Below are 24,223 nucleotides of genomic sequence, written 5' to 3'. Positions count from 1 at the left end.
TACGGTCGTCGCGCCATGCCTACCGCCTCTGCGCCTGTGACGATGTAGCTTTTGCGCCGCAGCCGGCCGCGCGCGGGCCGCTCCCACGGCCACGGTTGTGCCCTAATTCTGAATCGCAGCGGTGCTCTACTGCGCCCGGAGCGGAGGTGAACGATGGCCGAGACCGAAACTCTTCCCACCGAGGCGACGGTCGCTCCCGATGTCCCGCTCAGCCCGGCGATACACCTCGATCACTGCGTGATCCACGTGAGCGACTGGGCACGCTCGAACGCCTTCTACCGCGACGTGGTGGGTGCCGAGATCCTCGAGCGCGGTCCCGGCTTCGCCTACCGGTTCGGCGGCGTCCAGCTCAATTGCCACGGGCCGGGCGTCGAGCCGGTACCGGTCGCGGCGAAACCCGTCCAGCCGGGCAACAGCGACCTGTGCTTCCGCTGGTCGGGCGCGATCGAGACCGCCATCGCGCATCTCGAGGCCGCCGGGGTCCCGGTGGAACTCGGCCCGGTGGAGCGGCACGGCGCCGCGGGCGCGGGGATCAGCGTCTACTTCCGGGATCCCGACGGCTCGCTCCTGGAATTCATCACCTACGCGGGATGATCAGCCCCGGCTCTCCGCCAGCGCCTGGTTGGTCTGCTCCAGCCGCAGCGCCAGCACGCGCATCAGGGCGATGCTGATCTGTGGAAACTGGGCCAGCAGTTCCAGGAACACCCCGCGGTCGATACGCAGGGCGGTCACCGCGGATTGCGCCGTCACGGTGGCGGAGCGGGGCTGCTCGGCCAGGATGCCCATCTCACCGACGAGGGCGTCCTGGCCGAGCAGCGCCAGCCGCACCGGGCCGGCGGGACCGTCGATGCTGACGTCCGCCGTACCCGAGAGGATCACGTAGGCCGCATCCGCGACGTCGCCGCGGGCGAAGAAGCGTTGCCCCGGCTCGAAATGCACCCGCTCGCTGGTGAAGGCCAGGAGCTTCAGGCGCGCCGGTTCCACCTCGCGGAACAGCGGCACCTGCTTCAGGGAGGAAACCTCGGTGTCGAGGGTCATTCGGGGGCTCCGCGACGGGTCTCACGCCCAGGACGGCGGGGCCGGACGGGCCCGCTTATCCATGCGGTTCGTCAGGCACTTGTCCAGCCCCGCGCCTTACGCAACCTGTCGGTGTGGTCTCGGCGCCCTCCTGGCATTGTGCCTCGTCCTGTCGCCGGAGCCGGCAGCGGCCCGCCTCGTCAAGGCCGACCTCGCCCGCGTCGCGGTCGCGCCGCCCCCGGGTGCCCGGGCTCCGCTCGACCTCGCCGCCACCGACGCGCGCACCGACCGGCCGACCACCCTCGGGCAGGCGCTGGGCGGCCGCGCGGCCCTTCTGCTGCCGGTGGATTACACCTGCGGGAATGTCTGCGACCCCATGCTGTCCCTGTCGGTGGACGCGCTGGCGGCCACCGGCCTGCCGATCGACGACTACGCACTCGTGCTGGTCGGGATCGATCCCCGCGACGACGCCGCGGCCGCCCGGCGCATGCTGACGGAGACGCTCGGGGATCGGGCGGGATCCGTCCGGCCCCGGGCGCTCATCGTGTCGGACGCCGCGCTCGCGCGCCTCACCGGCGCGCTGGGCTATGAAGCTGTCTATGATGCTGGGACCGACAGCTTCGCGCATCCCGCGGCGGCGCTTCTCCTCACCGCCGACGGCCGGGTAGCCCGTGTGCTGTCGCCCCTGGCGCTGACCGGGCGCGACCTGCGCCTCGCCCTGACGGAAGCCGGCGAGGGCCGGGTCGGCAGCATCGCCGACCGGCTCACCCTGCTCTGCTACGGCTACGATGCCGCGCGCGGCGTCTACACGCCCCTCATCCAGCGGATCCTGACGGTGGCCGGGATCGTCACGATCCTGGCGATCACCCTTCTCGTCGCGGGCCTGACGCGCCTCGCGCACCGGCGCCGGACCTGAGAACGCCCTCGCCCGGCTCAGCGCTTCGTCGAGAGCCCCTGTCCCCCGGGAGGGGGCGCGTCGCGCTTGAGACTGGCATTCAGGTGCGGCGAATCCGTCGGCTCCTCGCGGGTGGTCGGGGTGGCGGAGTCTTCCGGCGCCGGCATCGGCGGCAGCGGCGGCGTGTTGGGCTGCGTGGCCTGTGCCCCCGGAGCGGCATCCTTGACCATGTTGCGGTTCGTCATGCGCGAAAACCCTTCTCTCGTGCCGTGAGGCCGCGCCGTCCGCCCGGGACGAGTCGCCGGGCCTCCAGGCCTGTCGGACCCGACGCGGACTTCAACCAAGATCGAATGTCGACCAACGCGGCACACAAGTCGGGGTTGCTGCCAAGCTTAGCTGTCGGAAGCTTGAGCAGGTCTCGGGACAGGAACCTTGGTTATTGCTGAAGGTTGTTGCGGGGTGAAGCGAAGCCTGAGGAGGAACTGATGGCGTCCGGAAATTCGACCTCGAAGCGAGGCTTTGCCTCGATGGACCTGGAGCGGCAGCGCGAGATCGCCAGCAAGGGCGGCCGCAGCGTTCCGGCCGAGAAGCGCTCCTTCTCGCAGGATCGTGAGCTCGCCTCGTCCGCCGGCCGCAAGGGCGGTCAGTCCACGGGGACCGGCCGGGCCGAGTGAGGCCGCTGCCGTTCCGTACTGCGTAGCGGCGCCGCGTCCCTCGGGACGGGCGCCGTTTTCGTTTCAAGTTTAGGCCGCGGATCGCGATCTAGGGCCGATCCACACAGCAGAAGGCCCCGCCGAGACGGCGGGGCCTTCTGATTTCCAGTCCTTGTCGGCGCCGATCAGGAAATGCAGCGGCCGGGGGTCATGCGGCGCGCCTCGGGACCGACCAGAGAGCTCAGCGCTGCTTCGCACCCCTCGCGCATGCGCCGCGGCGGCTGCCGCAGGATCGGCTTGATCTCCAGATCCTGCGCCTCGCCGGCCACCGGGGCGTTCCGGCTGTCGAGGCGCTGCACCCCTGCCACCCGCGTCGGGCTGATCGACAGCGACACGGGGCGCATCCCGGGCAGCGGCGCCGAAATGGTCTGCGCGGTCGGGACCGGCATCGTCCACCGATCCGCCGTGTCGCGAACCACCGGCTGGACCAGAACGGTGAGAAGAGCCGCAGGAGCACTCACGCCCAGGATGAAACCAGACCGCAGCATCGCCCCGACCTCATTGCGAGAGCTTGACAGGATGTTCGTACAACGCGCCCTGCAATCGCAGGTTCCTAGACTGTCTCGTGTCTACGAAGCCTGAGTATTCGAACGCAGCTCGGCTGTTGGTGCGGCGGCGCACGCCCGCTATCCACAGCCCCGGGTCGTGGCAAAAAAAGCACGCCTCACGAAAAAGCGCCCATTCTGGAACCTCCCGCGCCGGCACCCGTTCTCTGTGCACCCGGCCACCTGGTCCTCCCCGCATTCCCCTTGTGCATCGGCCGGAACCTTCGCGACGGGCTGGAGCTCTCTCCGGCCCGTTTTTTTGTGCGCGGCGACCGACGAGGGCGTGCGGACCGACAACGAAAAAGCCCCGGCGTGAGCCGGGGCTTTTTCGTTGTCGCCGCTCTCGGTCGCGGGCGCCCCGGGTCACTCCCGGGGGGCGAACCGCCAAGCCTGACCGCAGGCCGGATCTCAGGCCGTCAGCTCAGGCCGTCTTGGCTTCCCGCCGACGGGCGGTCTGCTGGAAGAACAGCGCCTGGCTGATCACCGCCGAGACGTTGGCGGGCTGGAACGGCTTGGCGATCAGGAACGCCGGCTCGGGCCGCTCACCGGTGAGGAAGCGCTCGGGATAGGCGGTGATGAAGATCACCGGCACCTCGAAGGATTTCAGGAGGTCGTTCACGGCGTCGAGGCCGGAGGAGCCGTCGGCGAGCTGGATGTCGGCCAGGATCAGGCCGGGGCGCTTGCCCTCGCCGGCGATCTTGATCGCTTCGGTGCGGGTGCGGGCGACACCGATGACGTTGTGGCCGAGACCTTCGACCAACGCCTCCAGATCCATCGCGATCAGGGGCTCGTCCTCGATGATGAGGATCTCGGTCGCCATGTCGGCGGCGAGCTCGCGACCAGCCTCGTCCACGAGGTCGCGAACCTCGGACACGTCGACGCCCAGAATGATCGCCGCGTCCTCCTCGGAGAAGCCCTCGAGGCAGGAGAGCAGGAAGGCCTGGCGCGGCAGCGGGGTGATCTGGCCGAGGCGGACCTCCGCTGGCAGGTCGTGCTGGACCTGCTCGCTTCGGCCGTTGACCGAGAGCGAGTTCCAGATCCGCGTGAAGACGCGGAACAGGTCGGCCTTGATGTTGGTGCTGCGACCGAGCGTGTCCGGCTCGTTGACGAGGGTCTCCAGGGTGGCGGCGACGTACGCGTCACCCGCCACTTGGCTACCCGTGAGCGCGCGCGCGTAGCGGCGCAGGTACGGCAGGTGCTGTACCACGAGTTGCGATGTCGACATTCGATCCCCTGTGCCTCGCCGTGTTGCCCGGCCGCGAGCGCCTCGATCCGTCACCGAGGGCCTGCCGGGGCCGGCTTTCTGTCCTGCGCAGCCTACCGCCCAACGCGGAGGCCCGCACTCCGTTCCACCCCCCAGCGGAACCGATGCCGGCGCGCAGGCGTTGCCAGCGCAGCCATGGCGTATGTCGAGCCGCAGCACAATGCGGCCGGGCCGACTTCGGCAACAAGGGGCGTGTTGATGGTGGACCAGGGAAAGGAGGCCGGTCTTCGCGCGCGCGATCCGCACGTCGAGACCGCTTCGGATCGCTTGTCGGAGTCCGAGAACAGCTCCGGCGGCACGGCCGCCTCCGACCCGTCCGACCGCGCCAGGAGCAAGGGCGGCCTCAGCGATCAGACCCGGAACCGCATCGCCGCGCAGCTGCGCGCGATGTACGACACGGTCACGCAGCAGCCCGTACCCGATCGCTTCGCCGAACTGATCGCCAAGCTCGACAGCGCCGACCGCAAGGCCTGAAACCGCTCGTCCCGTGACCGGGACAATCTACCCCTGCAACGGCGCGATGGTAGCGCCGCGATGGAAAAAGCCGCCGCCCTTCGGCGACGGCTCTTCCGTGGGTCCGTGCGCCGGCCCGCTGAACGGGGCCGGCCGCTCCGGCCCTCGGTCAAAGTGTCGGCGAACGGCCCCGCATCAGGCCGACGACGGCCGAGATGGCGAACAGGACGATCGCTACGAAGAAGACCAGCTTGGCCGCCTCCATGGCGGTGCCGGCGATGCCGCCGAACCCAAGCAGAGCGGCCACGAGAGCGACGACGAGAAAAGTTACGGCCCAACCGAGCATGGTTCGTATCCTTAGAAAGTACCAACGCGGGCGGGCCGCGTCGTTCTGAACACGAAAACGCCAAGGTTTCGCTCCGGTTCCGCCCCCATCGCGAAGTCCTGTGAGTCCCCGCGGGCGCGAGCGCCGGCCGCGACATGGGGTGACGGAACGAGACAGGGGCGCTAGCGTTCGAAGATAGGTCTTAAGGCTCGATCCGGGATTTGCGATGCTGCAATCTGCCAAGAGTGCCGTTCGATCGAAGGCCGCCGCGATGGCGGCGCGGGTGACCGAGATCGTCGACAGGGCCGGCGACGCCCTGCGCGCGGCCGCGCTCGGTCTCATGCCGGCACCGGCGCCCGTACCGGTCCGCGTGCGCGCACGGCAACCGCGCCGGCAGGACTGATCGCGGGACGCGCGCGACCCCGGAGCGGACGCGACCCCGTCCGCGTCCCTCCACAGGCGCCGGACGGCATCACCCCTGCGTCAGGATCACCGGCAGGACAGCGGGCAGGTCCTGCCGCCATCCCAGAATGCCTCGCACCGCGGCCTCCCATCCCCTAGGCCTCGAGGGCGATTGCCACGCGGCCGCGAACCGTCCAAGGAACCGCCGTATCGATCGCACGGGATCGCGATGGCGGACACCGACGAGACCACCCTGACCTTCGATCCGTCGATGCCTCCGGCCGGCCGGCTGGACCGGGTCGCGCCACTGATCCGCCGGCGGGTCGCGCCGAACGGAGGCCCGTTCACGGCGAGCGGCACCTGCACCTACGTGGTGGGCCAGGAGCGCGTCGCGGTGATCGATCCGGGCCCGGACGATCCGGCCCATGTCGAGGCGCTGCTTCGGGATCTCGGCACCGAGCGGGTCGAGGCCATCGTGGTCACCCACACCCATCGGGATCACTCGCCCGGAGCAAGGCTGCTCGCCGCGCGCACCGGCGCGCCGATCGTCGGATGCGCGCCGCACAGGGCCGCGCGGGCCCTGTCGGAAGCGGAGACCCCGATGCTCGACGCGAGCGCCGACCGGGCGCACGCGCCGGAACGGATCATGGTGGAGGGCGACGCCGTGTCCGGCCCGGGCTGGACCCTCGTGGCCGTCGAGACCCCCGGGCACACGATGAACCATCTCGCCTTCGCGCTGCCGGAGGCGCGGGCGCTGTTCTCGGGCGACCACGTCATGGCGTGGTCGACCACGATCGTGGCGCCGCCCGACGGCGCGATGCGGGCCTACATGGAGTCCCTCGACAAGCTGCGCGGGCGCGACGAGACGGTCTACTGGCCGGGCCATGGCGGACCGGTGCGCGAGCCCGCCCGGTTCCTCCGCGGGCTCGCCGGGCATCGCCGCCAGCGCGAGGCGGCGATCCGCGCGCGGCTGGCCGCCGGCGACGGGCGGATCGCCGACATCGTCGCTGCGATCTACCAGGGGCTCGATCCCCGGCTCCGCGGCGCGGCGGCGCTGTCGGTCTTCGCCCACCTGGAGGATCTGGTCGGACGCGGGCTCGCGTCCTGCGACGGCGCCCCCCGCCTCGACGGCACCTACGCGCCGGCCTGAGAGGCGCGGCGGCTCACTTCACCGCGAGAGCGAGGTTGGCGACGTCGTCGAGATAGGCCCGGATCCGGTCGGCATTGCTGCCAAAATCGCGGCCGCCGAGCCGCGAGGCCGAGCGCACGTCGATCCGCGCCCCGTCGGCGCGGGGGCGGATGCGCACGGTGACATCGTCCGGCAGGTTAAGGATCAGCCCCCGCGCCACGGCCTCGATCCGGCCGTTGCCGGTCCGGCCGCCCGGCCGGATCGCCTCGACGATCTGCCAGTGCCGCTTCAGGGCAGCCTGCCGGGCGAGTTCGAAGGCCTCGTCGGCGCCGATATCGAGGGTCAGCGGCGCGATCTGCGGGTAGGCGCCGCGCTGGCTCTCGCGCGCAGCCGGGCTCGGGTCCGCCGGGTAGCGTCCGCCGCGGGCCGCGAAGGCCGCCCGCGAGCGCGAGAAGGCCGGCGGATTGTCGATGTCGGTGGTGATGTCCGACAAGGCGGGAAGACGCAGGCCGCGCAGGCCCAGGAAGGCGGGGTAGCCGAGAACCGCCAGCGCCAGGATCAATCCGGCGAGGGCGGCCCCGAGACCGCGGGCGCCCTCGCGCCAGACCCGCACGAAGGCGAAGATCGCGGCCGCGGCCGCCAGCAGCGCGACGCCGAGCCCGGCCACGAGGGCCACGAGGGCGGCGTCCGTGTCGGAGCGCGGATCCCGGACGAGGACCAGGGCGATCCCGGTGGCGATGACGGAGAACACGGCGAGCCGCCGGGCCAGCGGCCCCGCGCGGGTCACGGGTTCCTCGATGAGCAGGCGGCGCATGGGGATCATGAAGGCGTTCGAGGCCCGATCTTAGAGCTTGGCCGGAGCCGGCGCCATGACGCCGCGGTCACGGCGCGTACGCGCGGGCGTTGCCGGGCAGGCCGAGCGTGGCGGGCAGTTTGAGCGGGTCGGGGAGCATCGCGCCCCCGTACCGGCCGACCGGGTCGGGGATCTCGCTGTGCGCGACCGTCTCAGCCGTCAGGGCGCTCCAGGGGCCCGTCACCGCGAACAGGATCCCGCGGGAGGAATCGCCGGGCGGACGCAGGACGAGATCGCCCTTGGCATCGAGCCGACGCTCCGGCAGCGAGACTTGGCCGTGCAGGGTCGCCCCGACGCTCGGCCCCAGGAGACCCGACTCGGCGATCTCGCCCACGCCGTCGGCGAAGCGCAGCGTCACCACGGCCCGTTCGAAGGCCGTCCGGCCGTTGCGGCGCGCCAGGGCGCCGGACGCCACCGCGCCGTTGCGGTGGATGACGTCGGCGAGGTCGAGGCCCGCGATGGCACCACCGTCCATGGCGAGCGTGGCGCGGCCATTCAGGTGCGCCAGCAATCCGACCGTGTCCCGGGCCCTGGATTCGAGGGCGAAATGCCCCTGCACGGGCCCCACCACCCAGCGGGCCGCGCCGATCTCGCCGAGCAGCGCGCCGAGGTCGACGCGGTCGAGGCTTCCCTGCGTGCGCAGTTCGGTCGCGGCCGGATCGGACCCGCTCGTCAGATTGACGCGCCCCTTGAACGTGCCGTCCTGGATCCGGGCCCGGTTCACCGCGACCTCCAAGGCGGCCTCCCGCACCAGCACGCTCGCCGCCAGATCCTGCACCCGGACGGCGCCGGCGCGCCCCTCGGCCGCCGACAGCCGCAGGTCGAGGTCGCCGCGCGTGAAGGGCGCCAGAGCGATCGACGCGGGCGCGGGGTCGAGGAGCCGCGACAGATCCGCGACGAGAGGCGTGAGATCGAGCGTCTCGGCCGCCAGGGTCGCCTGCACCGAGAGGCGCGGCGCCTTGCCGGGCCCGAACGCGACGGCGCCGGCCCCCTCGAGCACGTTCTGACCCAGGCCGATGCGCAGGCTCGGCCACGAGACGGACCGCTCGCCCGTCTCGAACCGGCCGTCGACCGAGAAGGCGCCGGCGAGCGGCGCCAGCGGCATATCGCGGCCGATCCAGGCCAAGCTGTCCGGCAGGGATCGCGTCTCGAACCGGACATGCCCGGACATGACGGGCAGCGCGCTCCCCTCCGCCGGCGGCGCCACCGTTCCGTCCGCCGCGAGGCGGCCGTCCGGCCACGTGATCTCCGCGGTGAACGGGCTCCCGCGGCGCTGGGCCATCTCGGCCGGCCGCAGGTGGCTGAGGGCGATCCGGGTCGGCACGCCGCGCCAGATGAGGCTAGCGCGGCCCTCGGCGGCCTTGCCCCAGAGCGGCCACGCGATGTCGAGGTCGATGTCCCGGGCCGTATCGCCGGCGGCGAGGCGCGCGTCGCGCACGACGATCCGGCGCGGCCGGGCCGTCTCGCCGGACCGGGCCTGCTCGGCGAGGCGCGCGAGGGGGGCGTCCCAGCCGGCGGGGTCGTCCGACAGCCGCGCGCCCTCCAGGCGGAGGCCGCTCACCGCGGCGCGGCCGCCGAGGAGGCTCAGCGGGTCGAGATCAATGGTCAGACGGCCCTCATCCGCCAGGACCGGGCCGTCGGAACCGGCAGCGAGCCGGACGCGGTCGAGGGTCAGGCGCGGCCAGGGCAGCACCGCGAGGCGCGCGGGCCCCTGCAGCGTCAGCCCGAGTCCGTAGGCGTCGAAGGCGCGGCGGGCGAAGGCCGTGGCCCGGCCATCCTCCAGGGGCCAGTCGCGCAGGCCGAGGCCGGCCGCGATCAGGCTCCCGAGAGCGAGGATGAAAATCGGGCGGCGCAGCGACATCATGCTCCGAGAGGGCGGCGGCTGTGGCCGGAAGCCGGGCGCCGCGCCGGCCCCTCGGGCTGCCACGGCCCGGCAGGGTCTGCACGTCGAGTGGGCAACTTAGCGTCCCCGGCCGGTTTTGTCTGCCGCGCCCGCGCAGGGCCGCCCTGCCCTCCCCAGCGCAGTGCCGGTTACGGATCGCTCGGGACCGCGCCGGCCGGTGCGGTGCACCACTGGATTTCGCGCGCGGAATCGGGAAGAGCAGGCGCGAGGACACGCGCGTCCCGAGGTTTCGGCCGGTCGGGTCCGGCGGGAAAAGGACGGTTCGATGAAGAAGGTCTACACGGATGCCGCCGCGGCCCTGGCCGGCCTCCTGCGCGACGACATGATGGTGATGTGCGGCGGCTTCGGCCTCTGCGGCATCCCCGACGAGCTGATCGAGGCGGTGCGCCTCTCCGGCGTCAAGGGCCTCACCGTCGTGTCGAACAATGCCGGCATCGACGGGGTCGGTCTCGGCAAGCTCCTGGACACCCGTCAGGTCGCCAAGATGATCTCGTCCTACGTGGGCGAGAACAAGGAGTTCGCCCGGCAGTACCTCGGCGGTGAGCTGGAGATCGAGTTCAACCCGCAGGGCACGCTGGCCGAGCGGATCCGCGCCGGCGGCGCCGGCATCCCGGCCTTCTTCACCAAGACCGGCGTCGGCACCAAGGTCGCCGAGGGCAAGGAAGTCCGCGAGTTCGACGGCGAGCAATACGTCATGGAGCGCGGCCTGTTCGCCGACCTCGCCCTGGTCCACGCCCACACGGGCGACACCGAGGGGAACCTGCGCTACCGGATGACCGCCCGCAACTTCAACCCGATGATGGCCACCGCCGCCAAGATGACCGTGGCGCAGGTCGAGCACCTCGTGAAGCCGGGCGAGATCGATCCGGACACGATCCACACGCCCGGCATCTTCGTGAAGCGCATCATCGACGTCGGGCAGCGCGACAAGCGCATCGAGCAGCGCACCACGCGCAAGCGCGGCGACAGCACCCCGGCCGCGGCGGCCGGCGGCGGCACGCACTGATCGGACGGGAAGGGAGCGAGAACGATGGCCTGGACCCGCGAGCAGATGGCGGCGCGCGCCGCCAAGGAGCTGGAGGACGGCTTCTACGTGAACCTCGGCATCGGCATCCCGACGCTGGTGTCGAACTACATCCCCGAGGGCATGTCGGTGCAGCTCCAGTCGGAGAACGGCATGCTGGGCATGGGCCCCTTCCCCTACGAGGGTGAGGAGGACCCGGACCTGATCAACGCCGGCAAGCAGACGATCACCGCTCTGCCGACGACGAGCTACTTCTCCTCGGCGGATTCCTTCGGGATGATCCGCGGCGGGCACATCAACCTGTCGATCCTCGGCGCCATGCAGGTGGCCGGCAACGGCGACCTCGCCAACTGGATGATCCCCGGCAAGATGGTGAAGGGGATGGGCGGCGCCATGGACCTCGTGGCCGGCGTGAAGCGCGTGGTCGTGGTGATGGAGCACGTCGCCAAGAACAAGGACGGCACCGAGAGCCCGAAGCTGCTCAAGGCCTGCGACCTGCCGCTCACCGGCACGCAGGTGGTCGACCTGGTGATCACCGATCTCGGCGTGTTCGAGATCGACAAGAAGGGCGACGGCGGCATGAGGCTCATCGAGCTCGCCGACGGCGTCACCGAGGACGAGATCCGCGGGAAGACCGAGGCCGATTTCACCGTCGCCCTGAAGAACTGACGTCTCGGGGCCCGGCGGCCGGCGTCGCCGGGTCCGCCGGGTGGGAGACGGCCGGGCACCCGACCGTCCCGCAGTGCCGCCGCCCAACGCCTTTCCACATCGGCGCAGGCGGTTCTCGGTTCAGACGGCGCGCTCCGTCGTCGCGAGCGCAGCGAAGTGACCCAGGGTCGCGCCATCGTGGAGAGCGGGGCGCTGTTGGATTGCTTCGCTCCGCTCGCGAGGACGGCGGAACCGGTCGGTGACCCGGAAACCGCATCGAACGCCAGGCACCCCCGCTCCCAGTCGGGACAGGGGTGCTTCGCGTGATCGCCTGCCGGCCAGGCGTGGCGCGGGCTGAGGGTCCAGCCCGGCCTCGGGCGGATCAGCCGGCGTCGCTGGCGCCCGCGCCCGCGAGTTGCGGATTCCGGGTCGCGGGCCGCACCGGGCTGTCGGCCGCCGGTTCCTCGCCCCGCAGCGCCCGCCGCACGTAGCCGTCGACCCGGTCGCCCTGCTCCGGCAGGGCGGCCTCGAGATGCGCGATCATCTTGGGCGTCCAGAACGCCTTGATGTGCTTCTGGATCCCGGCCACCGCCTCCTCCTCCGGGTAGGACCGGAAGAAGGTCGCGATCTGGTTGGCCATGCGGACGAGCTTGTCCGCCTGCGTCACGGCGCTCATCGGGTACTCTTACTCTGCCGCGTCGAGGGTCTGGGCGATCCGGGTCAGGGAGAAGTCCTCCTCGTAGAACTTCGCCTGCCAGTCGGAGGGCCGGTTGGTCCGCCGGACCTGCACCGCCGTCACCTTGTACTCGGGGCAGTTGGTCGCCCAGTCCGAGTAGTCGGTGGTGATGACGTTGGCGCCGGTCTTGGCGTGGTGGAAGGTCGTGTAGACCACGCCGGGCTGCATCCGCTCCGAGATCTTGGCCTTCAGGGCGATGTCGCCGGAGCGGCTCTCCAGGGCGACGAGGTCGCCGTCGACGATGCCGCGCAGCTCCGCGTCGAACGGGTGGATCTCCAGCACGTCCTCCTCGTGCCAGCGCGAGTTCTCGGTGCGCCGGGTCTGCGCGCCGACATTGTACTGGGACAGGATCCGGCCCGTGGTCAGGATCAGCGGGAACTTCGCGCCCGTCCGCTCCTCGGTGGCCACGAACTCGGTGATCATGAACCGGCCCTTGCCGCGGACGAACCGGTCCACGTGCATCATCGGCGTGCCGAGCGGCGCCTTCTCGTTGCAGGGCCACTGCACCGAGCCGAGCTCGTCGAGCTTGGCGTAGGACACGCCGGTGAAGCTCGGGGTGAGCGAGGCGATCTCGTCCATGATCTCGGACGGGTGATTGTAGTTCATGGGGTAGCCGAGGGCATTGGAGAGCAGCACCGTGCCCTCCCAGTCGCCGTAGCCGCCCATCGGGGCCATGACCTTGCGGACCCGCGAGATGCGGCGCTCGGCGTTGGTGAAGGTCCCGTCCTTCTCGAGGAACGAGGCGCCCGGCAGGAAGACGTGGGCGTACTTGGCGGTCTCGTTCAGGAACAGGTCCTGGACGACGATGCACTCCATCGCCATCAGGCCCGAGGTCACGTGGTGCGTGTCGGGATCCGACTGGGCGATGTCCTCGCCCTGGATGTACATGCCCTTGAACGTGCCTTCGACGGCCTCGTCCAGCATGTTGGTGATGCGCAGGCCCGGCGCGTTGTCGAGCTTGGCGCCCCAGAGGGCCTCGAAGCTCTCGCGGGTCGCATCGTCCGAGACGTGACGGTAGCCCGTCAGCTCGTGCGGGAACGAGCCCATGTCGCAGGAGCCCTGCACGTTGTTCTGGCCGCGCAGCGGGTTCACGCCGGCGCCGAGCTTGCCGATGTTGCCGGTGGCCATGGCGATGTTGGCCATGCCCATGACCATCGTCGAGCCCTGGCTGTGCTCGGTGACGCCCAGCCCGTAGTAGATGCCCGCCGCGCCGCCCTTGGCGTAGAGCCGGGCCGCCCCGCGGACCTGCTCGGGGTCGAGGCCGGTGAAGGAGTGCTGGTTCTCCGGGGAGTGGCGCTCGTCGGCGATGAACCGGGCCCAGGACTCGAACTCGGCGAGGTCGCAGCGCTCGCGGACATAGGCCTCGTCGATCAGCCCCTCGGTGACGATCACGTGCGCCAGCGAGTTGATGAAGGCGACGTTGGAGCCGGGCTTCAGCGGCAGGTGATAGTCGGCCTTGATGTGGGGCGACTTCACGAGGTCGATCTTGCGCGGATCGGCGACGATCAGCTTGGCGCCCTCGCGCAGGCGCTTCTTCATGCGCGACCCGAAGACCGGGTGGCCGTCGGTCGGGTTCGCGCCGATCACCAGGATCACGTCGGACTTCTCGACCGACTTGAAGTCCTGGGTGCCGGCCGAGGTGCCGAGCGTCGACATCAGGCCGTAGCCGGTCGGCGAGTGGCAGACACGGGCGCAGGTGTCGACGTTGTTGTTGCCGAAGGCGGCGCGCACGAGCTTCTGGACGAGGTAGGCCTCCTCGTTGGTGCAGCGCGACGAGGTGATGCCGCCGACCGAATCCTTGCCGTACTTGGCCTGGATCCGCTTGAACTCGGAGGCCGCGCGGTCGATCGCCTCCTCCCACGACACTTCGCGCCACGGATCCGTGATCTTCTCGCGGATCATCGGCTTGGTGATGCGGTCCTTGTGGGTGGCGTAGCCGTAGGCGAAGCGGCCCTTCACGCAGCTATGGCCCTCGTTGGCCTTGCCGCCCTTGTACGGAACCATGCGGACGACGCGCTCGCCCTGCATCTCGGCCTTGAACGAGCAGCCGACGCCGCAATACGCGCAGGTCGTCACCTCCGCGTGCTCGGGCTGGCCGTACGCGTGGATCGACTTTTCATGGAGCGTCGCGGTCGGGCAGGCCTGGACGCAGGCGCCGCAGGAAACGCACTCGGACTCGAAGAAATTGGTCGGGCCGGCGGCCACGCGGCTGTCGAAGCCGCGGCCCGCGATGGTCAGCGCGAAGGTGCCCTGCACCTCCTCGCAGGCGCGGACGCAGCGGTTGCAGACGATGCACTTCGACGGGTCGTAGGTGAAGTACGGGTTCGACTCGTCCTTCGGCAGGTACTTCTCGGAGCTCGGCCGGACGTGGTTGTCGCCCTCGTAGCCGTAGCGCACGTCGCGCAGGCCGACGACGCCCGCCTGGGTCTGTAACTCGCAGTCACCGTTGGCCGCGCAGGTCAGGCAGTCGAGGGGATGGTCGGAGATGTAGAGCTCCATCACGCCCTTGCGGAGCTTGGCGAGCTTCTCGTTCTGCGTGTGCACCACCATGCCGTTCTCGGCCGGGGTCGTGCAGGAGGCCGGGGTGCCGCGCCGGCCCTCGATCTCCACGAGACAGAGGCGGCAGGAGCCGAACGGCTCCAGCGAGTCTGTGGCGCAGAGCTTCGGGATCTGGGTGCCGGCCTGCATCGCCGCCGCCATCACCGAGGTGCCGGCCGGCACCGTCACCGACATGCCGTCGATCGTCAGCGTCACCGTCTGCTCGCTGACGCGGATCGGCGTGCCGTAGTCGATCTCCTTGATCAGGCCCATCGACGCCTCCTTACTCGGCCGCGGCCGGCAGATCGCCGGCGCGCCTGAAATCCTCGGGGAAATGGGTGATCGCGCTCATCACCGGCATGGGCGTCAGCCCGCCCATGGCGCAGAGCGATCCGTCGGTCATGACCTCGCAGAGATCCTCGACCAGCTTGAGATTCGCGTCCGGCCGGATGCCGGCGATCACCTTGTCCATGGTCTCGACGCCGCGGGTCGCGCCGATGCGGCAGGGGGTGCACTTGCCGCACGACTCGGTGGCGCAGAACTCGAAGGCGAAGCGGGCCTGGGAGGCCATGTCGACGGTGTCGTCGAACACCACGATGCCGCCGTGGCCGACGAGGCCCTTCTTGGCCGCCATCGCCTCGTAGTCGAGGGGCGTGTCGAGGAGATGGTCGGGGAAGTAGGCCCCGAGCGGCCCGCCGACCTGCACGGCCCGGACCGGCCGGCCCGAACGGGTGCCGCCGCCGAAATCCTCGATCACCTGCCGGAGGGTGATGCCGAAGGCCATCTCGATCAGGCCGCCGTGCTTGACGTTGCCGGCGAGCTGGATCGGCAGGGTGCCGAGCGACCGTCCCATGCCGTAATCGGCGTAGGCCTTGGCCCCGTTCTCCAGGATCCACGGCACGGCCGTGAAGGTCATGACGTTGTTGACCAGCGTCGGCTTGCCCAGGAAGCCCTTGAGCGCGGGGATCGGCGGCTTCGCCCGCACGATGCCGCGCTTGCCCTCCAGGCTCTCCAGCAGCGAGGTCTCCTCGCCGCAGATATAGGCTCCGGCGCCGAGGCGCACTTCCAGGTGGAAGGTCTTGCCCGAGCCCAGGATGTTGTCGCCGAGCACGCCGGCCGTCACACCGTTGGCGATCGCCTCCTTCAGGGTGGCGAAGGCCTGCGGGTACTCGGAGCGGAGGTAGATGTAACCGCGGGTGGCGCCGGTCGCGACGCCCGCGATTGTCATGCCCTCGATGAGGTTGAAGGGGTCGCCCTCCATCATCATCCGGTCGGCGAAGGTCCCGGAATCGCCCTCGTCGGCGTTGCAGACCACGTATTTCTGGTCCGCCTTGGCGAGCATCACGGTGTTCCACTTGATGCCGGCCGGGAAGCCGGCACCGCCCCGGCCGCGCAGGCCGGAATCGCGCACCGCCGCCACGATGCCTTCGGCATCGAGCTTCAGGGCGGCCTCGAGGCCGCGGTAGCCGCCATGGGCCCGGTAATCGTCCACGGAGACCGGGTCGACCACGCCGCAGCGGTGGAAGGTCAGGCGCTGCTGCCGGGCGAGGTAGGGGATCTTCTCCGGATCGCCGAGGCGCAGGGCGTGGTCGCCGCCCGTGGTCAGGCCGGCATCCAGCAGGGCATCGACGTCCTTGACCGTCACCGGCCCGTAGGCGACGCGCCCCTCGGGGGTGCCGACCTCGACCATCGGCTCCAGCCAGAACAGGCCGCGGGAGCCGGTGCGGACGATGGTGACGTCCAGGCCGCGGCGCTCGGCGCCGGCGAAGAGGGCGCGGGCAACCTTGTTGGCGCCGAGCCCGAGGGCGACGGCGTCGCGCGGAACGTAGAGCGTGACGCTCACTGGCGCACCTCCGTCAGGGCAGCTTCGAGGGCGTCGGCGGTCAGGTGCGCGACGGGCTCACCGTCCACCAGCGCGGCGGGGCCGTTGGCGCAGAGGCCGAGGCAGTAGACCGGCTCGACCGTGGCGCTGCCGTCGGCGGTGGTCTCGTGCCAGCCGCAGCCGAGGCGGCCCAGGATCTCGCGGTGCAGCTTGTCCGAGCCCATGGCCTGACAGGCCTCGGCCCGGCACAGCTTCACCTCGTGGCGGCCGGCGGGGTGCGCCCGGAAGTCGTGGTAGAAGGTGATGCAGCCGTGGACTTCGGCGCGCGACAGGTTCAGCGCGTCCGCGATCAGCGGCACGGCACCGGAATCCACGTAGCCGAAGGTTTCCTGCAGCGCGTGCAGGATCGGCAGCGTGGCCCCCTCGAGATGGGTGTGCTCGGCGATGATCCCGGATGCGCGCTCCGCGCTCCAGGGCTCGTGACGCGCCATGGTTTCCAGCCCAGTCTGTTCCTGTTCTAATGCGAAGAGGAACAGAAATGCCGAATGGCATCAATCGCGCTGTCCGGTCGGGCGACAAAGGACGTTTGTCGAGCTGTAACGCGCAGGCCTGAGGAGCGGAGCCAGTTCCTTAACCTCTTGCCGCAGCGCGATTTTTCAGATCCGATCGGCAGTCAGGATTTGTCGCTTGCGTCGCAACATAAATTTGTGCCCTGCAAGAAACTGCATTCCGCCACGTTGGGTCCGGAACGTCCGCTCAGAGCCCTCTGTCCTTGCGGGCGGAGCGAAGCAATCCAGGGCAGCGCGACCTCGGCAAGCGTGGCGCGACTGGATTGCTTCGCTCCGCTCGCAAGGACGGTGGCGGGCTCCAAGGCGGCAGCCTCGGCCGCGTCAGAACTCCATCTCGAGTTCCTCGATCTCGTCCGGCTCGTCGGCGGCGGCTTCCGCCCACTCGACCATCAGCGGCCAGTGCAGGATCGTGTCGCGGTAGGCGGCGGCGCGGGGCGGCAGCGCGACGTCGTAGGTGCGGAAGCGGGTGCAGACCGGGGCGAACATCGCGTCGGCGAGGCACGGCCGCGCGCCGAACAGGTACGGCCCCTCGTAGCGGTCCAGGCAATCGTCAAAGATCGTGACGATGCGCTCGATATCGGCCTTGGCACCGTTGAACACGCGGAAATCGGGGTGGAAGGCGCGCAGGTTCATCGGCAGCGCCGAGCGCAGATTGACGAAGCCGGAATGCATCTCCCCCGAGATCGACCGGCAATGGGCGCGCTCCGCCACGTTGCCGGGCAGGAAGCCGGCCTCCGGGAAGGTCTCGGCGAGATACTCGGCGATCGCCAGCGTGTCCCAGACGACCACGTCGCCGTGGCGCAGGCGGGGCACCAGGAACGAGGGCGACAGGTGCAGCAGCTCCGCCCGGGTGGTGGCGTCGGTGCCGGACAGGACCTCCGTCCGGAAGTCGAGCCCGGCCATCCGGCAGATCAGCCAGCCCCGCAGGGACCACGAGGAGTAGTTGCGGCTCGAGATGGTGAGCGTAGCGGCCGTCATCGTCCTGCCCCGGGCGCGTCGCCGATCGTGCGGTCTGCGAGGCCCGATCCAAGACTCGTGCCGAACGGGGCGGGCGAATCGCTTCCGGCGGCGATTCTACTCCCGTCGCAGCAGCGCCGCGACCTCCGCCTGCTCGGCGGCCGACAGGTTCCGGGCCGGCGCGGGCGGGCGGCGGCGGGCGAGGCGCCAGATTCCGAGCCCGCCGAGCAGCACCGCGAGCACCGGGGTCAGCCACAGCAGCAGGGTGTGCAGCGCGAAGACCGGGCGCAGCAGCACGAACTCGCCGTAGCGGGCCACGACGTAGTCGAGCACCGCCGTGTCGCTGTCGCCCTTCTCCAGCCGCTCGCGGACGATCAGGCGCAGGTCCTTGGCGAGCGGCGCGTCGGAATCGTCGATCGACTGGTTCTGGCAGACGAGACAGCGCAGTTCGGCCGAGATCTCCCGGGCGCGGTGTTCCAGCGCGGGATCCTTCAGCACCTCGTCGGGCTGCACCGCCAGGGCCGGCAGAGACGCCAGCAGGGCGAGCGCGGCCAGCGCCGGGCGGAGCGAACGGCGCGCCATCACTCGGCCGGCACCGCGGCCGGGAGCGGCCGCGCCTTCGCCTTGGCGGGGACGCCCACGCGCATCCGCCGGTCCGTGAGCGACAGGCCGCCGCCCAGCGCCATCACCACCGCCCCGAGCCAGATCAGCAGGACCAGCGGCTTGTAGTAGAGGCGCAGGCCGACGCCGCCGTCCTGCCCGATCTCCCCGAGGCTCGCGTAGACCTGGCTGACACCGTTGGTCAGCAGCCCCGATTCCGTCACCGCCATCTTGCGGCTCGGGTAGAAGCGCTTGCCGGTCTCGACCTTCCCGACCTCGTCGCCACCGCGGGTGCGGATCGTCAGGTAGGCGGCGGCCTCCTCGTAGTTCGGTCCCTTGCGCGGCGCGACCCGGTCCAGGGTCGCCACGTAGGGCCCCGTCGCGAGGCTCTCCCCGGGCTTGAGGGTCGCCAGCCCCTCGGTGGCCCAGCCCTGCGCGGCGATGCCCAGCACCACCACGCCGACCCCGGCATGGGCGATGGCGGTGCCCCAGGCCGAGCGCGGCAGGCCGACGGCGCGGCGGCCGATCTGTCCGAGGGACCGGGCGCGGCTCGCCCCGTAGCCGCGAGCGCGGGTGACGATCTCCAGGGCGGACCCGATCAGCAGGTAGGCGCCGAGGCCGATTCCGACCGGCGCCAGCACCGGCCCGCCCCAGGTCAGCGCCAGCACCGCGAAGCCGACCACCAGGGCGACCGCCAGCGCGGCGAACAGGCGCTGGGCGGCGGCGAGCACGTCGCCGCGCTTCCAGGCCAGCGCCTGGCCCATGGGCACGATCAGCAGCAGCGGGATCGCCAGCGGCACGAAGGTGGAATTGAAGAAGGGCGGACCGACCGTGATCTTCTCGCCCGTCAGCATCTCGAGCACCAGCGGGTAGAGCGTGCCGACCAGCACGGTGGCGCAGGCCGCCACCAGGAACAGGTTGTTGAGGACGAGCGAGCCCTCGCGGGAGATCGGCGCGAACAAGCCTCCCTGCCGCAGCAGCGGCGCCCGCCACGCGAACAGCGTCAGCGAGCCGCCGATGAACAGGATCAGGATCGCCAGGATGAAGACGCCGCGGGTCGGGTCGGTGGCGAAGGAATGCACCGAGGTGATCACGCCCGAGCGGACCAGGAAGGTGCCGATCAGCGAGAGCGAGAAGGTCAGGATGGCGAGCAGCACCGTCCAGACCTTCAGGGCGTCGCGCTTCTCCATCACCACGGTGGAGTGCAGCAGCGCCGTTCCGGCGATCCACGGCATCAGGGAGGCGTTCTCGACCGGGTCCCAGAACCACCAGCCGCCCCAGCCCAGCTCGTAATAGGCCCAGTAGGAGCCCATCGCGATCCCGAGCGTCAGGAAGCACCACGCGGCGAGGGTCCAGGGCCGCACCGCCCGCGCCCAGACGGCGTCGATCCGCCCGTCGATCAGCGCGGCCACCGCGAAGGCGAAGCTGATCGAGAAGCCGACATAGCCGACGTAGAGGAGCGGCGGGTGGACCGCGAGACCCGGATCCTGCAGCAGCGGGTTGAGGTCGTTGCCCTCGAGCGGGGCCGGGATCACCCGGGTGAACGGGTTCGAGGTCGTGATGATGAACAGCACGAACACGAAGGTGATCAGCCCCTGCACGGCCAGGGTGTTGGCCCGCAGCCGCGGCGGCACCGAGTTCTTGGCCGCCGCCACGCAGGCGCCGAACAGGGTGAGGATCAGAACCCAGAGGAGCATCGAGCCCTCGTGGTTCCCCCAGACGCCGGAGATCTTGTAGATCAGCGGCTTCTGCGTGTGCGAGTTCTCGACGACGTTCTGGACCGAGAAGTCCGAGGTGACGTGCGCGTAGGTGAGCGCCGCGAAGGCGAAGAGCACGCAGGCGAAGGCGCCGAGCGCCGCCTGCGAGGCGGTCTGGCGCAGGGCCGGATCGCCCGAGCGGGCGGCCCAGATCGGCATCACCACCTGGACGAGGGAGATCGCCAGCGCGAGCGCGAGGGCGAAGTGGCCGGTCTCGACGATCATGCGGGTTCCCTCACCGCTCGCTGCGGGGACCGAGGGTGCTGTCCGCCGCCGCGGTGGCGGGCTTCGGCGCCGGGCCGCCCTTGTTCGGGCCGCCCTCCTGCCAGCGCCCCTGCGCCTTCAGCGCGTCGGCCACCTCGCGGGGCATGTAGGATTCGTCGTGCTTGGCCAGCACCGTGTCGGCGCGGAACTGCCTGCCCGGCTCCAGCACGCCCTCGGCGACCACACCCTGCCCTTCCCGGAACAGGTCCGGCAGCAGGCCCTTGTAGTGGACCTCGACGGTCTCGTTCGTGTCGGTGACGGCGAAATCGACCGTCTGGTCGGGGCCGCGCCTGAGCGAGCCGTCCTTCACCAGCCCGCCGAGCCGCAGCCGCGTGCCCGGGGCGATGGCCTGCTTGGCGATGTCGGTGGGCGAGCGGAAGAACACGATCGAGCCGCTCATGGCGTACAGCATCAGCCCCACGGCGAGCGCCAGGACGCTGCCGCAGGCGGCGATCAAAATCAGGCGGCGTTTCTTACGCGTCACGATACTTCCACCCCGCGGTCCGGCGCGCGGAGACCCGCCTCGACCGGAACCGTTCTCATTCTAGTCTTGAGGGTGTCGGCTCCAGGCGCCCGCGGGTCAAGGGCGGGCGTCGGGACCGATTGTCGTACGGACCGCTCCACGGAGGCGGGCTCGCGATTTCGTGGCGCCGGGGAACGGGCTTGGCGGAGGCCCGGCGGTCAGGGATTGGGCTTGGCGGGGAGCTCCAGCTCCCGGGCGAGACCGTCGAGCCGCGCCACAGCCTCGCTGTTGGCGGCCAGCGCCATCCGGGCGCGATCGAGGGCCTTCACCGCCTGGTCGCGCTCGCCCAGCGCGCTGTAGGAACGCACGAGCCGCATCCACTCGTCCGGCGTGCCGCCCCGCGCGGCGAGGCGCCGGTCGAGTCCCTCGACCATCCCGCGAATCGCCGCCTGCTGCTCCGCCTGCGGCATGGCGCGCACGGCCGCCATCGCGGCCTCCTTCTCGGCCTGAACGCCCGGTCCCGCCCGGCCCGATTCGGCCGGCGCGGGCGCCGCGCCCTCGGCGCCGAGACCCACGGCGCGGGCGCCCTGCTCGACCTGGGCGAGACCCTGCGGGTCGCCCGCGAGGGCCGTGCGCGCGCGGGCCAGGGCGTTGGTCGCCTGCGCGCGCTCGCCGAGGACCATCCGGGACCGGACGAGCCGCAGCCACTCGTCGGGGGTGCCGCCGCCGCTCTTGAGGCGGGTGTCGAGCCCGTCGACCATGCCGCGAATCGCTGCCTGCTGCTCGGCCGGGATCTCGGGGGCGGCCTGGGGCGTCGCGGGCGGGGGCGGCTCGCCCTTGAGGCGGGCGAGGCTCTGCTTGACGATCCCGAGCCACGGGGCGTTCGGCGGGCTGCTGGCCTCGAGCTCGGTGAGCTGGCGGATCGCCTCGCCGGTGTCGCCGGCCTGCTCGGCCGCGCGGGCGAGGTAGAAGCGGGGCTTGGGCGCGTTCGGCTCCTTGGCCTGCGCCTTCTCGAACAGCGCCTTGGCCTCGGGCGACACGGTGCCGTCGCCGGCCGCCGTGAGGGCCTCGCCCTGGTCGGCCAGGAGGTCGGCGGTCTCGCCCTTGATCCGCGCGAGGTGGCCGTAGGCGCGGGCGGCATCGTCGAATCGGCCGGTGCGCATGTAGACCGGGGCGAGCACGGCCCAGCCGCGGGCATCGTTCGGGTCCCGGGCGAGGCGCGCCTCGATCTGCCCGACCGCCTTCATCAGCTCGTCGGCGCCGCCGCGGGCGGCCTGCCGGTCAGCCTCGGTCTGCGCCGGCACCTCGGGCGAGCCGTAGAGCCCGTAGGCGATCAGCGCCACGAGGGGGATGGTGGAGAGCGCGAAGGCCGAGGCGGCGCGCCGGCGGCGCAGGCGCGGCTCGGCCGGGCGCGCGGCCTCGGCGATGCCGGCATCCTCGGCCTCGCGCTGCGCCTCGCGGCTCGACCGGAGCAGGCGGCGCGCCGCCTCGGCCTTGGCGGTCTCGGCCTCGTCGGGGGCGATCAGGCCGCGCTCGAGGTCGCGGTCGATCTCGGCGATCTGATCCTCGTAGAACGCCGTCTCGGTGGCGAGCCCGCTGCCGCCGGCCTCGCCGGTCGGCACGGCGGCGCGCCGCGACATCGGCCAGAGCAGGCCGAGCACGGCCGCCGCGGTCATGGCCGCCAGGATGAACCAGATCGCCGTCATGGACCTTATCGCCAACGGGCCGCACCGGCCCGCCCCTCCCCACGCCCTGTGGAGCCGGCGGCGTGATGCCACGACGCCTCCCGGCGGCGGCTCGGTGTCACGCAACTCTGTTGCGATGACAAGGCCCCGGGCGGGAGCCATGAGGCCGCGCGCCGCCTCCCGGCCCGTACCCGGACGCGGCCGGACGTGCCCGGACGTGCCCGGACGCGTCCGACGGCCTCAGTGGGCGGCCGTGCCGACCGGCAGGTCCCCCGGCACCTCCAGCACCGCGCGCAGGCCGCCGAGCGCCGCCTGCTCCAGGGTGAAGCGCCCCCGGTACAGGGCGGCGAGGTCGGCCACGATCGACAGGCCGAGTCCCGAGCCGGGCTTCGATTCGTCGAGGCGGCGCCCCCGGCCGAGCACGGCCTGCCGGGCCTCCGGCGGCAGGCCCGGACCGTCATCCTCGATGGCGACGACGAGGTGGGGATAATCGTCCTTGCTCACCGCCTCGGCCCGGATCGCCACCCGCCCGTGGGCCCACTTGGACGCGTTGTCGACGAGGTTGCCGACCATCTCCTCGAAATCCTGGCGCTCGCCGCGGAAGCGCAGGCCCGGCGGGACGTGGACGTCGTAGGCGATGTCCTTGTCCCGGTAGATCTTCCCGAAGGTGCGCACGAGGCCGGCGAGCGCCGGCTCGACCTCCGTGGAGGTGCCGAGCGTGCCGGCGAGCGCCGCGGCGCGGGCCCGGTCGAGGTGGTAGTTGACCTGATCGCGCATCACCGCGGCCTGCTCGCGGATCTTATGCGCGAGTTCCTCGGGGGCGTCGGAGGCCCCGACCTCGTTGACGATGATCGAGAGCGGCGTCTTCAGGGCGTGGGCGAGGTTGCCCACCTGGGTGCGGGCGCGCTCCAGGATCTCGCGGTTGGTCTCGATCAGGAGGTTCACCTCGCCGGTGAGCGGCGCGATGTCGCGGGGATAGGTGCCGGTGATGCGGTCGGCCTCGCCCCGGCGGACGGCGCCGAGCGCGGCGCGCATCTTCTTGAGGGGCGCGAGGCCGAAGCGGATCTGCAGCAGCGTGGTGATCGCAAGCGACAGGCCGAGCAGGCCGAAGGTGATGGTCAGCGAGTTCCGGAAGCGGTCGACGTCGTTGACGATCTCGTCGGCGGGGCCCGCGACCCGGACCGTGTAGCGGCCCTCCTCGCCGAGATCGACGTCGCGCTCCATGATGCGCAGGAGGCGTCCGTCCTGCCCCTTGCCGTAGCCCTGGCGGATCTGCCCGACGCCGACCTTGCCGTCCGAATCCGTCGCGGGCGGGAGCGGCACGCCGACGAGCGAGCGGGAGGTGCGCACGTCGCGCGGCTTCGCGTCGGGCTTGCCGACCTGCCAGTACCAGCCGGACAGGGGCAGGTCGAAGCGCGGGTCGCCGAGCGAGAAGGTCCGGCTCTCGGGGTCGTTGGGCGAGACAAGGTCGGTGGCGAGATTGTTGGCGAAGACGAGGAGCCGGCTGTCGAAGGAGCGCTCGGTGTTCTCGCGGTAGAGGGTCGTGAGGATCCAGGCCGCGATCAGCAGGATCGCGGAGCTCGACAGGAACGCCGACACGGCGAGTCGCACCGCGATGGAGCGGCGGCGCAGGGAGAAGAGGCCGATGAGGTCGATCATGG

At 71.2% G+C, this 24,223-nt stretch carries 25 protein-coding genes; 8 read left to right on the top strand and 17 right to left on the bottom strand.

Features of this window, described 5'->3' with window-relative positions:
- The first annotated feature begins 153 nt into the window (after positions 1-153).
- Positions 154-594, top strand: a complete 441-nt coding sequence (locus BLW78_RS02270; RefSeq protein ID WP_020090877.1) for a VOC family protein — start codon at positions 154-156, stop codon at positions 592-594.
- Here the strand turns inward: BLW78_RS02270 and BLW78_RS02265 are convergent, their stop codons facing one another.
- Complete coding sequence (locus BLW78_RS02265; RefSeq protein ID WP_020090878.1) at positions 595-1,038, bottom strand: cyclic nucleotide-binding domain-containing protein; 444 nt, start codon at positions 1,036-1,038, stop codon at positions 595-597.
- A 136-nt stretch (positions 1,039-1,174) separates the two neighbouring features.
- Here BLW78_RS02265 and BLW78_RS02260 point away from each other — a divergent pair, with 136 nt between their 5' ends.
- Complete coding sequence (locus tag BLW78_RS02260) at positions 1,175-1,933, top strand: thioredoxin domain-containing protein (RefSeq protein WP_091676241.1); 759 nt, start codon at positions 1,175-1,177, stop codon at positions 1,931-1,933.
- A 17-nt stretch (positions 1,934-1,950) separates the two neighbouring features.
- Here the strand turns inward: BLW78_RS02260 and BLW78_RS02255 are convergent, their stop codons facing one another.
- Positions 1,951-2,157 (bottom strand): hypothetical protein, encoded by a 207-nt coding sequence (locus BLW78_RS02255; protein ID WP_020090880.1) that lies wholly within the window; start codon positions 2,155-2,157, stop codon positions 1,951-1,953.
- 240 nt (positions 2,158-2,397) lie between these two features.
- Here BLW78_RS02255 and BLW78_RS02250 point away from each other — a divergent pair, with 240 nt between their 5' ends.
- On the top strand, positions 2,398-2,586 hold the full coding sequence (locus tag BLW78_RS02250; RefSeq protein WP_010683678.1) for a con-10 family general stress protein: 189 nt from the start codon (positions 2,398-2,400) through the stop codon (positions 2,584-2,586).
- A 164-nt stretch (positions 2,587-2,750) separates the two neighbouring features.
- Here BLW78_RS02250 and BLW78_RS02245 read toward each other — a convergent pair whose 3' ends face one another.
- Both BLW78_RS02245 and BLW78_RS02240 read right to left on the bottom strand, forming a co-directional pair.
- The gene (locus BLW78_RS02245) at positions 2,751-3,014 is read right to left on the bottom strand and encodes a hypothetical protein (protein ID WP_020090882.1); all 264 of its coding nucleotides are present in this window, start codon (positions 3,012-3,014) and stop codon (positions 2,751-2,753) included.
- A gap of 577 nt (positions 3,015-3,591) precedes the next feature.
- The gene (locus BLW78_RS02240) at positions 3,592-4,395 is read right to left on the bottom strand and encodes a response regulator (RefSeq protein WP_012321915.1); all 804 of its coding nucleotides are present in this window, start codon (positions 4,393-4,395) and stop codon (positions 3,592-3,594) included.
- Positions 4,396-4,569: 174 nt separating this feature from the next.
- On the opposite strand from BLW78_RS02240, the gene BLW78_RS02235 reads away from it, so the two are divergent.
- Positions 4,570-4,908, top strand: a complete 339-nt coding sequence (locus BLW78_RS02235; protein WP_244435369.1) for a NepR family anti-sigma factor — start codon at positions 4,570-4,572, stop codon at positions 4,906-4,908.
- A 148-nt stretch (positions 4,909-5,056) separates the two neighbouring features.
- Here BLW78_RS02235 and BLW78_RS02230 read toward each other — a convergent pair whose 3' ends face one another.
- Positions 5,057-5,233 (bottom strand): DUF1328 domain-containing protein, encoded by a 177-nt coding sequence (locus BLW78_RS02230; protein WP_007568853.1) that lies wholly within the window; start codon positions 5,231-5,233, stop codon positions 5,057-5,059.
- 205 nt (positions 5,234-5,438) lie between these two features.
- Between BLW78_RS02230 and BLW78_RS31250 the strand changes: the two genes are divergently transcribed.
- Complete coding sequence (locus tag BLW78_RS31250) at positions 5,439-5,615, top strand: hypothetical protein (RefSeq protein WP_170855067.1); 177 nt, start codon at positions 5,439-5,441, stop codon at positions 5,613-5,615.
- A 228-nt stretch (positions 5,616-5,843) separates the two neighbouring features.
- On the top strand, positions 5,844-6,764 hold the full coding sequence (locus BLW78_RS02225; RefSeq protein WP_091676238.1) for an MBL fold metallo-hydrolase: 921 nt from the start codon (positions 5,844-5,846) through the stop codon (positions 6,762-6,764).
- A gap of 13 nt (positions 6,765-6,777) precedes the next feature.
- Here BLW78_RS02225 and BLW78_RS02220 read toward each other — a convergent pair whose 3' ends face one another.
- On the bottom strand, positions 6,778-7,557 hold the full coding sequence (locus BLW78_RS02220; protein WP_056527687.1) for a DUF1499 domain-containing protein: 780 nt from the start codon (positions 7,555-7,557) through the stop codon (positions 6,778-6,780).
- Between the two features lie 67 nt (positions 7,558-7,624).
- The gene (locus BLW78_RS02215; RefSeq protein ID WP_244526725.1) at positions 7,625-9,460 is read right to left on the bottom strand and encodes an AsmA family protein; all 1,836 of its coding nucleotides are present in this window, start codon (positions 9,458-9,460) and stop codon (positions 7,625-7,627) included.
- A 304-nt stretch (positions 9,461-9,764) separates the two neighbouring features.
- On the opposite strand from BLW78_RS02215, the gene BLW78_RS02210 reads away from it, so the two are divergent.
- Together BLW78_RS02210 and BLW78_RS02205 are read left to right on the top strand one after the other, a co-directional pair.
- Positions 9,765-10,505, top strand: a complete 741-nt coding sequence (locus tag BLW78_RS02210; protein WP_020090888.1) for a CoA transferase subunit A — start codon at positions 9,765-9,767, stop codon at positions 10,503-10,505.
- A 24-nt stretch (positions 10,506-10,529) separates the two neighbouring features.
- A complete protein-coding gene (locus BLW78_RS02205) occupies positions 10,530-11,192 on the top strand; it encodes a 3-oxoacid CoA-transferase subunit B (protein WP_042671934.1) in 663 nt (220 codons plus the stop codon).
- Between the two features lie 361 nt (positions 11,193-11,553).
- Here BLW78_RS02205 and BLW78_RS02200 read toward each other — a convergent pair whose 3' ends face one another.
- The 10 genes from BLW78_RS02200 to BLW78_RS02155 form a co-directional block, all read right to left on the bottom strand.
- Positions 11,554-11,847: a formate dehydrogenase subunit delta gene (locus BLW78_RS02200; RefSeq protein ID WP_056527622.1), complete on the bottom strand. Its 294-nt coding sequence runs from the start codon at positions 11,845-11,847 to the stop codon at positions 11,554-11,556.
- A gap of 9 nt (positions 11,848-11,856) precedes the next feature.
- Positions 11,857-14,718: a formate dehydrogenase subunit alpha gene (gene fdhF, locus BLW78_RS02195; protein ID WP_091676235.1), complete on the bottom strand. Its 2,862-nt coding sequence runs from the start codon at positions 14,716-14,718 to the stop codon at positions 11,857-11,859.
- 10 nt (positions 14,719-14,728) lie between these two features.
- The gene (locus tag BLW78_RS02190; RefSeq protein ID WP_056527615.1) at positions 14,729-16,288 is read right to left on the bottom strand and encodes a formate dehydrogenase beta subunit; all 1,560 of its coding nucleotides are present in this window, start codon (positions 16,286-16,288) and stop codon (positions 14,729-14,731) included.
- Positions 16,285-16,758, bottom strand: coding sequence for a formate dehydrogenase subunit gamma (locus tag BLW78_RS02185; RefSeq protein WP_010684574.1), 474 nt, complete (start codon positions 16,756-16,758; stop codon positions 16,285-16,287). Before BLW78_RS02185 ends, BLW78_RS02190 begins: the two co-directional genes overlap by 4 nt.
- Before the next feature lie 399 nt (positions 16,759-17,157).
- Positions 17,158-17,814, bottom strand: a complete 657-nt coding sequence (locus BLW78_RS02180) for a glutathione S-transferase family protein (protein ID WP_020090894.1) — start codon at positions 17,812-17,814, stop codon at positions 17,158-17,160.
- 96 nt (positions 17,815-17,910) lie between these two features.
- The gene (locus BLW78_RS02175) at positions 17,911-18,375 is read right to left on the bottom strand and encodes a cytochrome c-type biogenesis protein (RefSeq protein WP_020090895.1); all 465 of its coding nucleotides are present in this window, start codon (positions 18,373-18,375) and stop codon (positions 17,911-17,913) included.
- Positions 18,375-20,375, bottom strand: a complete 2,001-nt coding sequence (locus BLW78_RS02170) for a heme lyase CcmF/NrfE family subunit (protein ID WP_091676231.1) — start codon at positions 20,373-20,375, stop codon at positions 18,375-18,377. Before BLW78_RS02170 ends, BLW78_RS02175 begins: the two co-directional genes overlap by 1 nt.
- Before the next feature lie 10 nt (positions 20,376-20,385).
- Complete coding sequence (ccmE, locus tag BLW78_RS02165) at positions 20,386-20,898, bottom strand: cytochrome c maturation protein CcmE (RefSeq protein WP_091676225.1); 513 nt, start codon at positions 20,896-20,898, stop codon at positions 20,386-20,388.
- Between the two features lie 197 nt (positions 20,899-21,095).
- Positions 21,096-22,583: a c-type cytochrome biogenesis protein CcmI gene (ccmI, locus tag BLW78_RS02160; protein WP_091676222.1), complete on the bottom strand. Its 1,488-nt coding sequence runs from the start codon at positions 22,581-22,583 to the stop codon at positions 21,096-21,098.
- Positions 22,584-22,802: 219 nt separating this feature from the next.
- Entirely contained in the window at positions 22,803-24,221 is a 1,419-nt protein-coding gene (locus BLW78_RS02155; protein ID WP_091676219.1) for an ATP-binding protein, read from the bottom strand.
- Positions 24,222-24,223: the final 2 nt, after the last annotated feature.

The organism is Methylobacterium sp. 275MFSha3.1 (assembly GCF_900108435.1).
Classification (GTDB): Bacteria; Pseudomonadota; Alphaproteobacteria; order Rhizobiales; family Beijerinckiaceae; genus Methylobacterium.
This window is presented reverse-complemented; position numbering and strand designations above follow the sequence as displayed.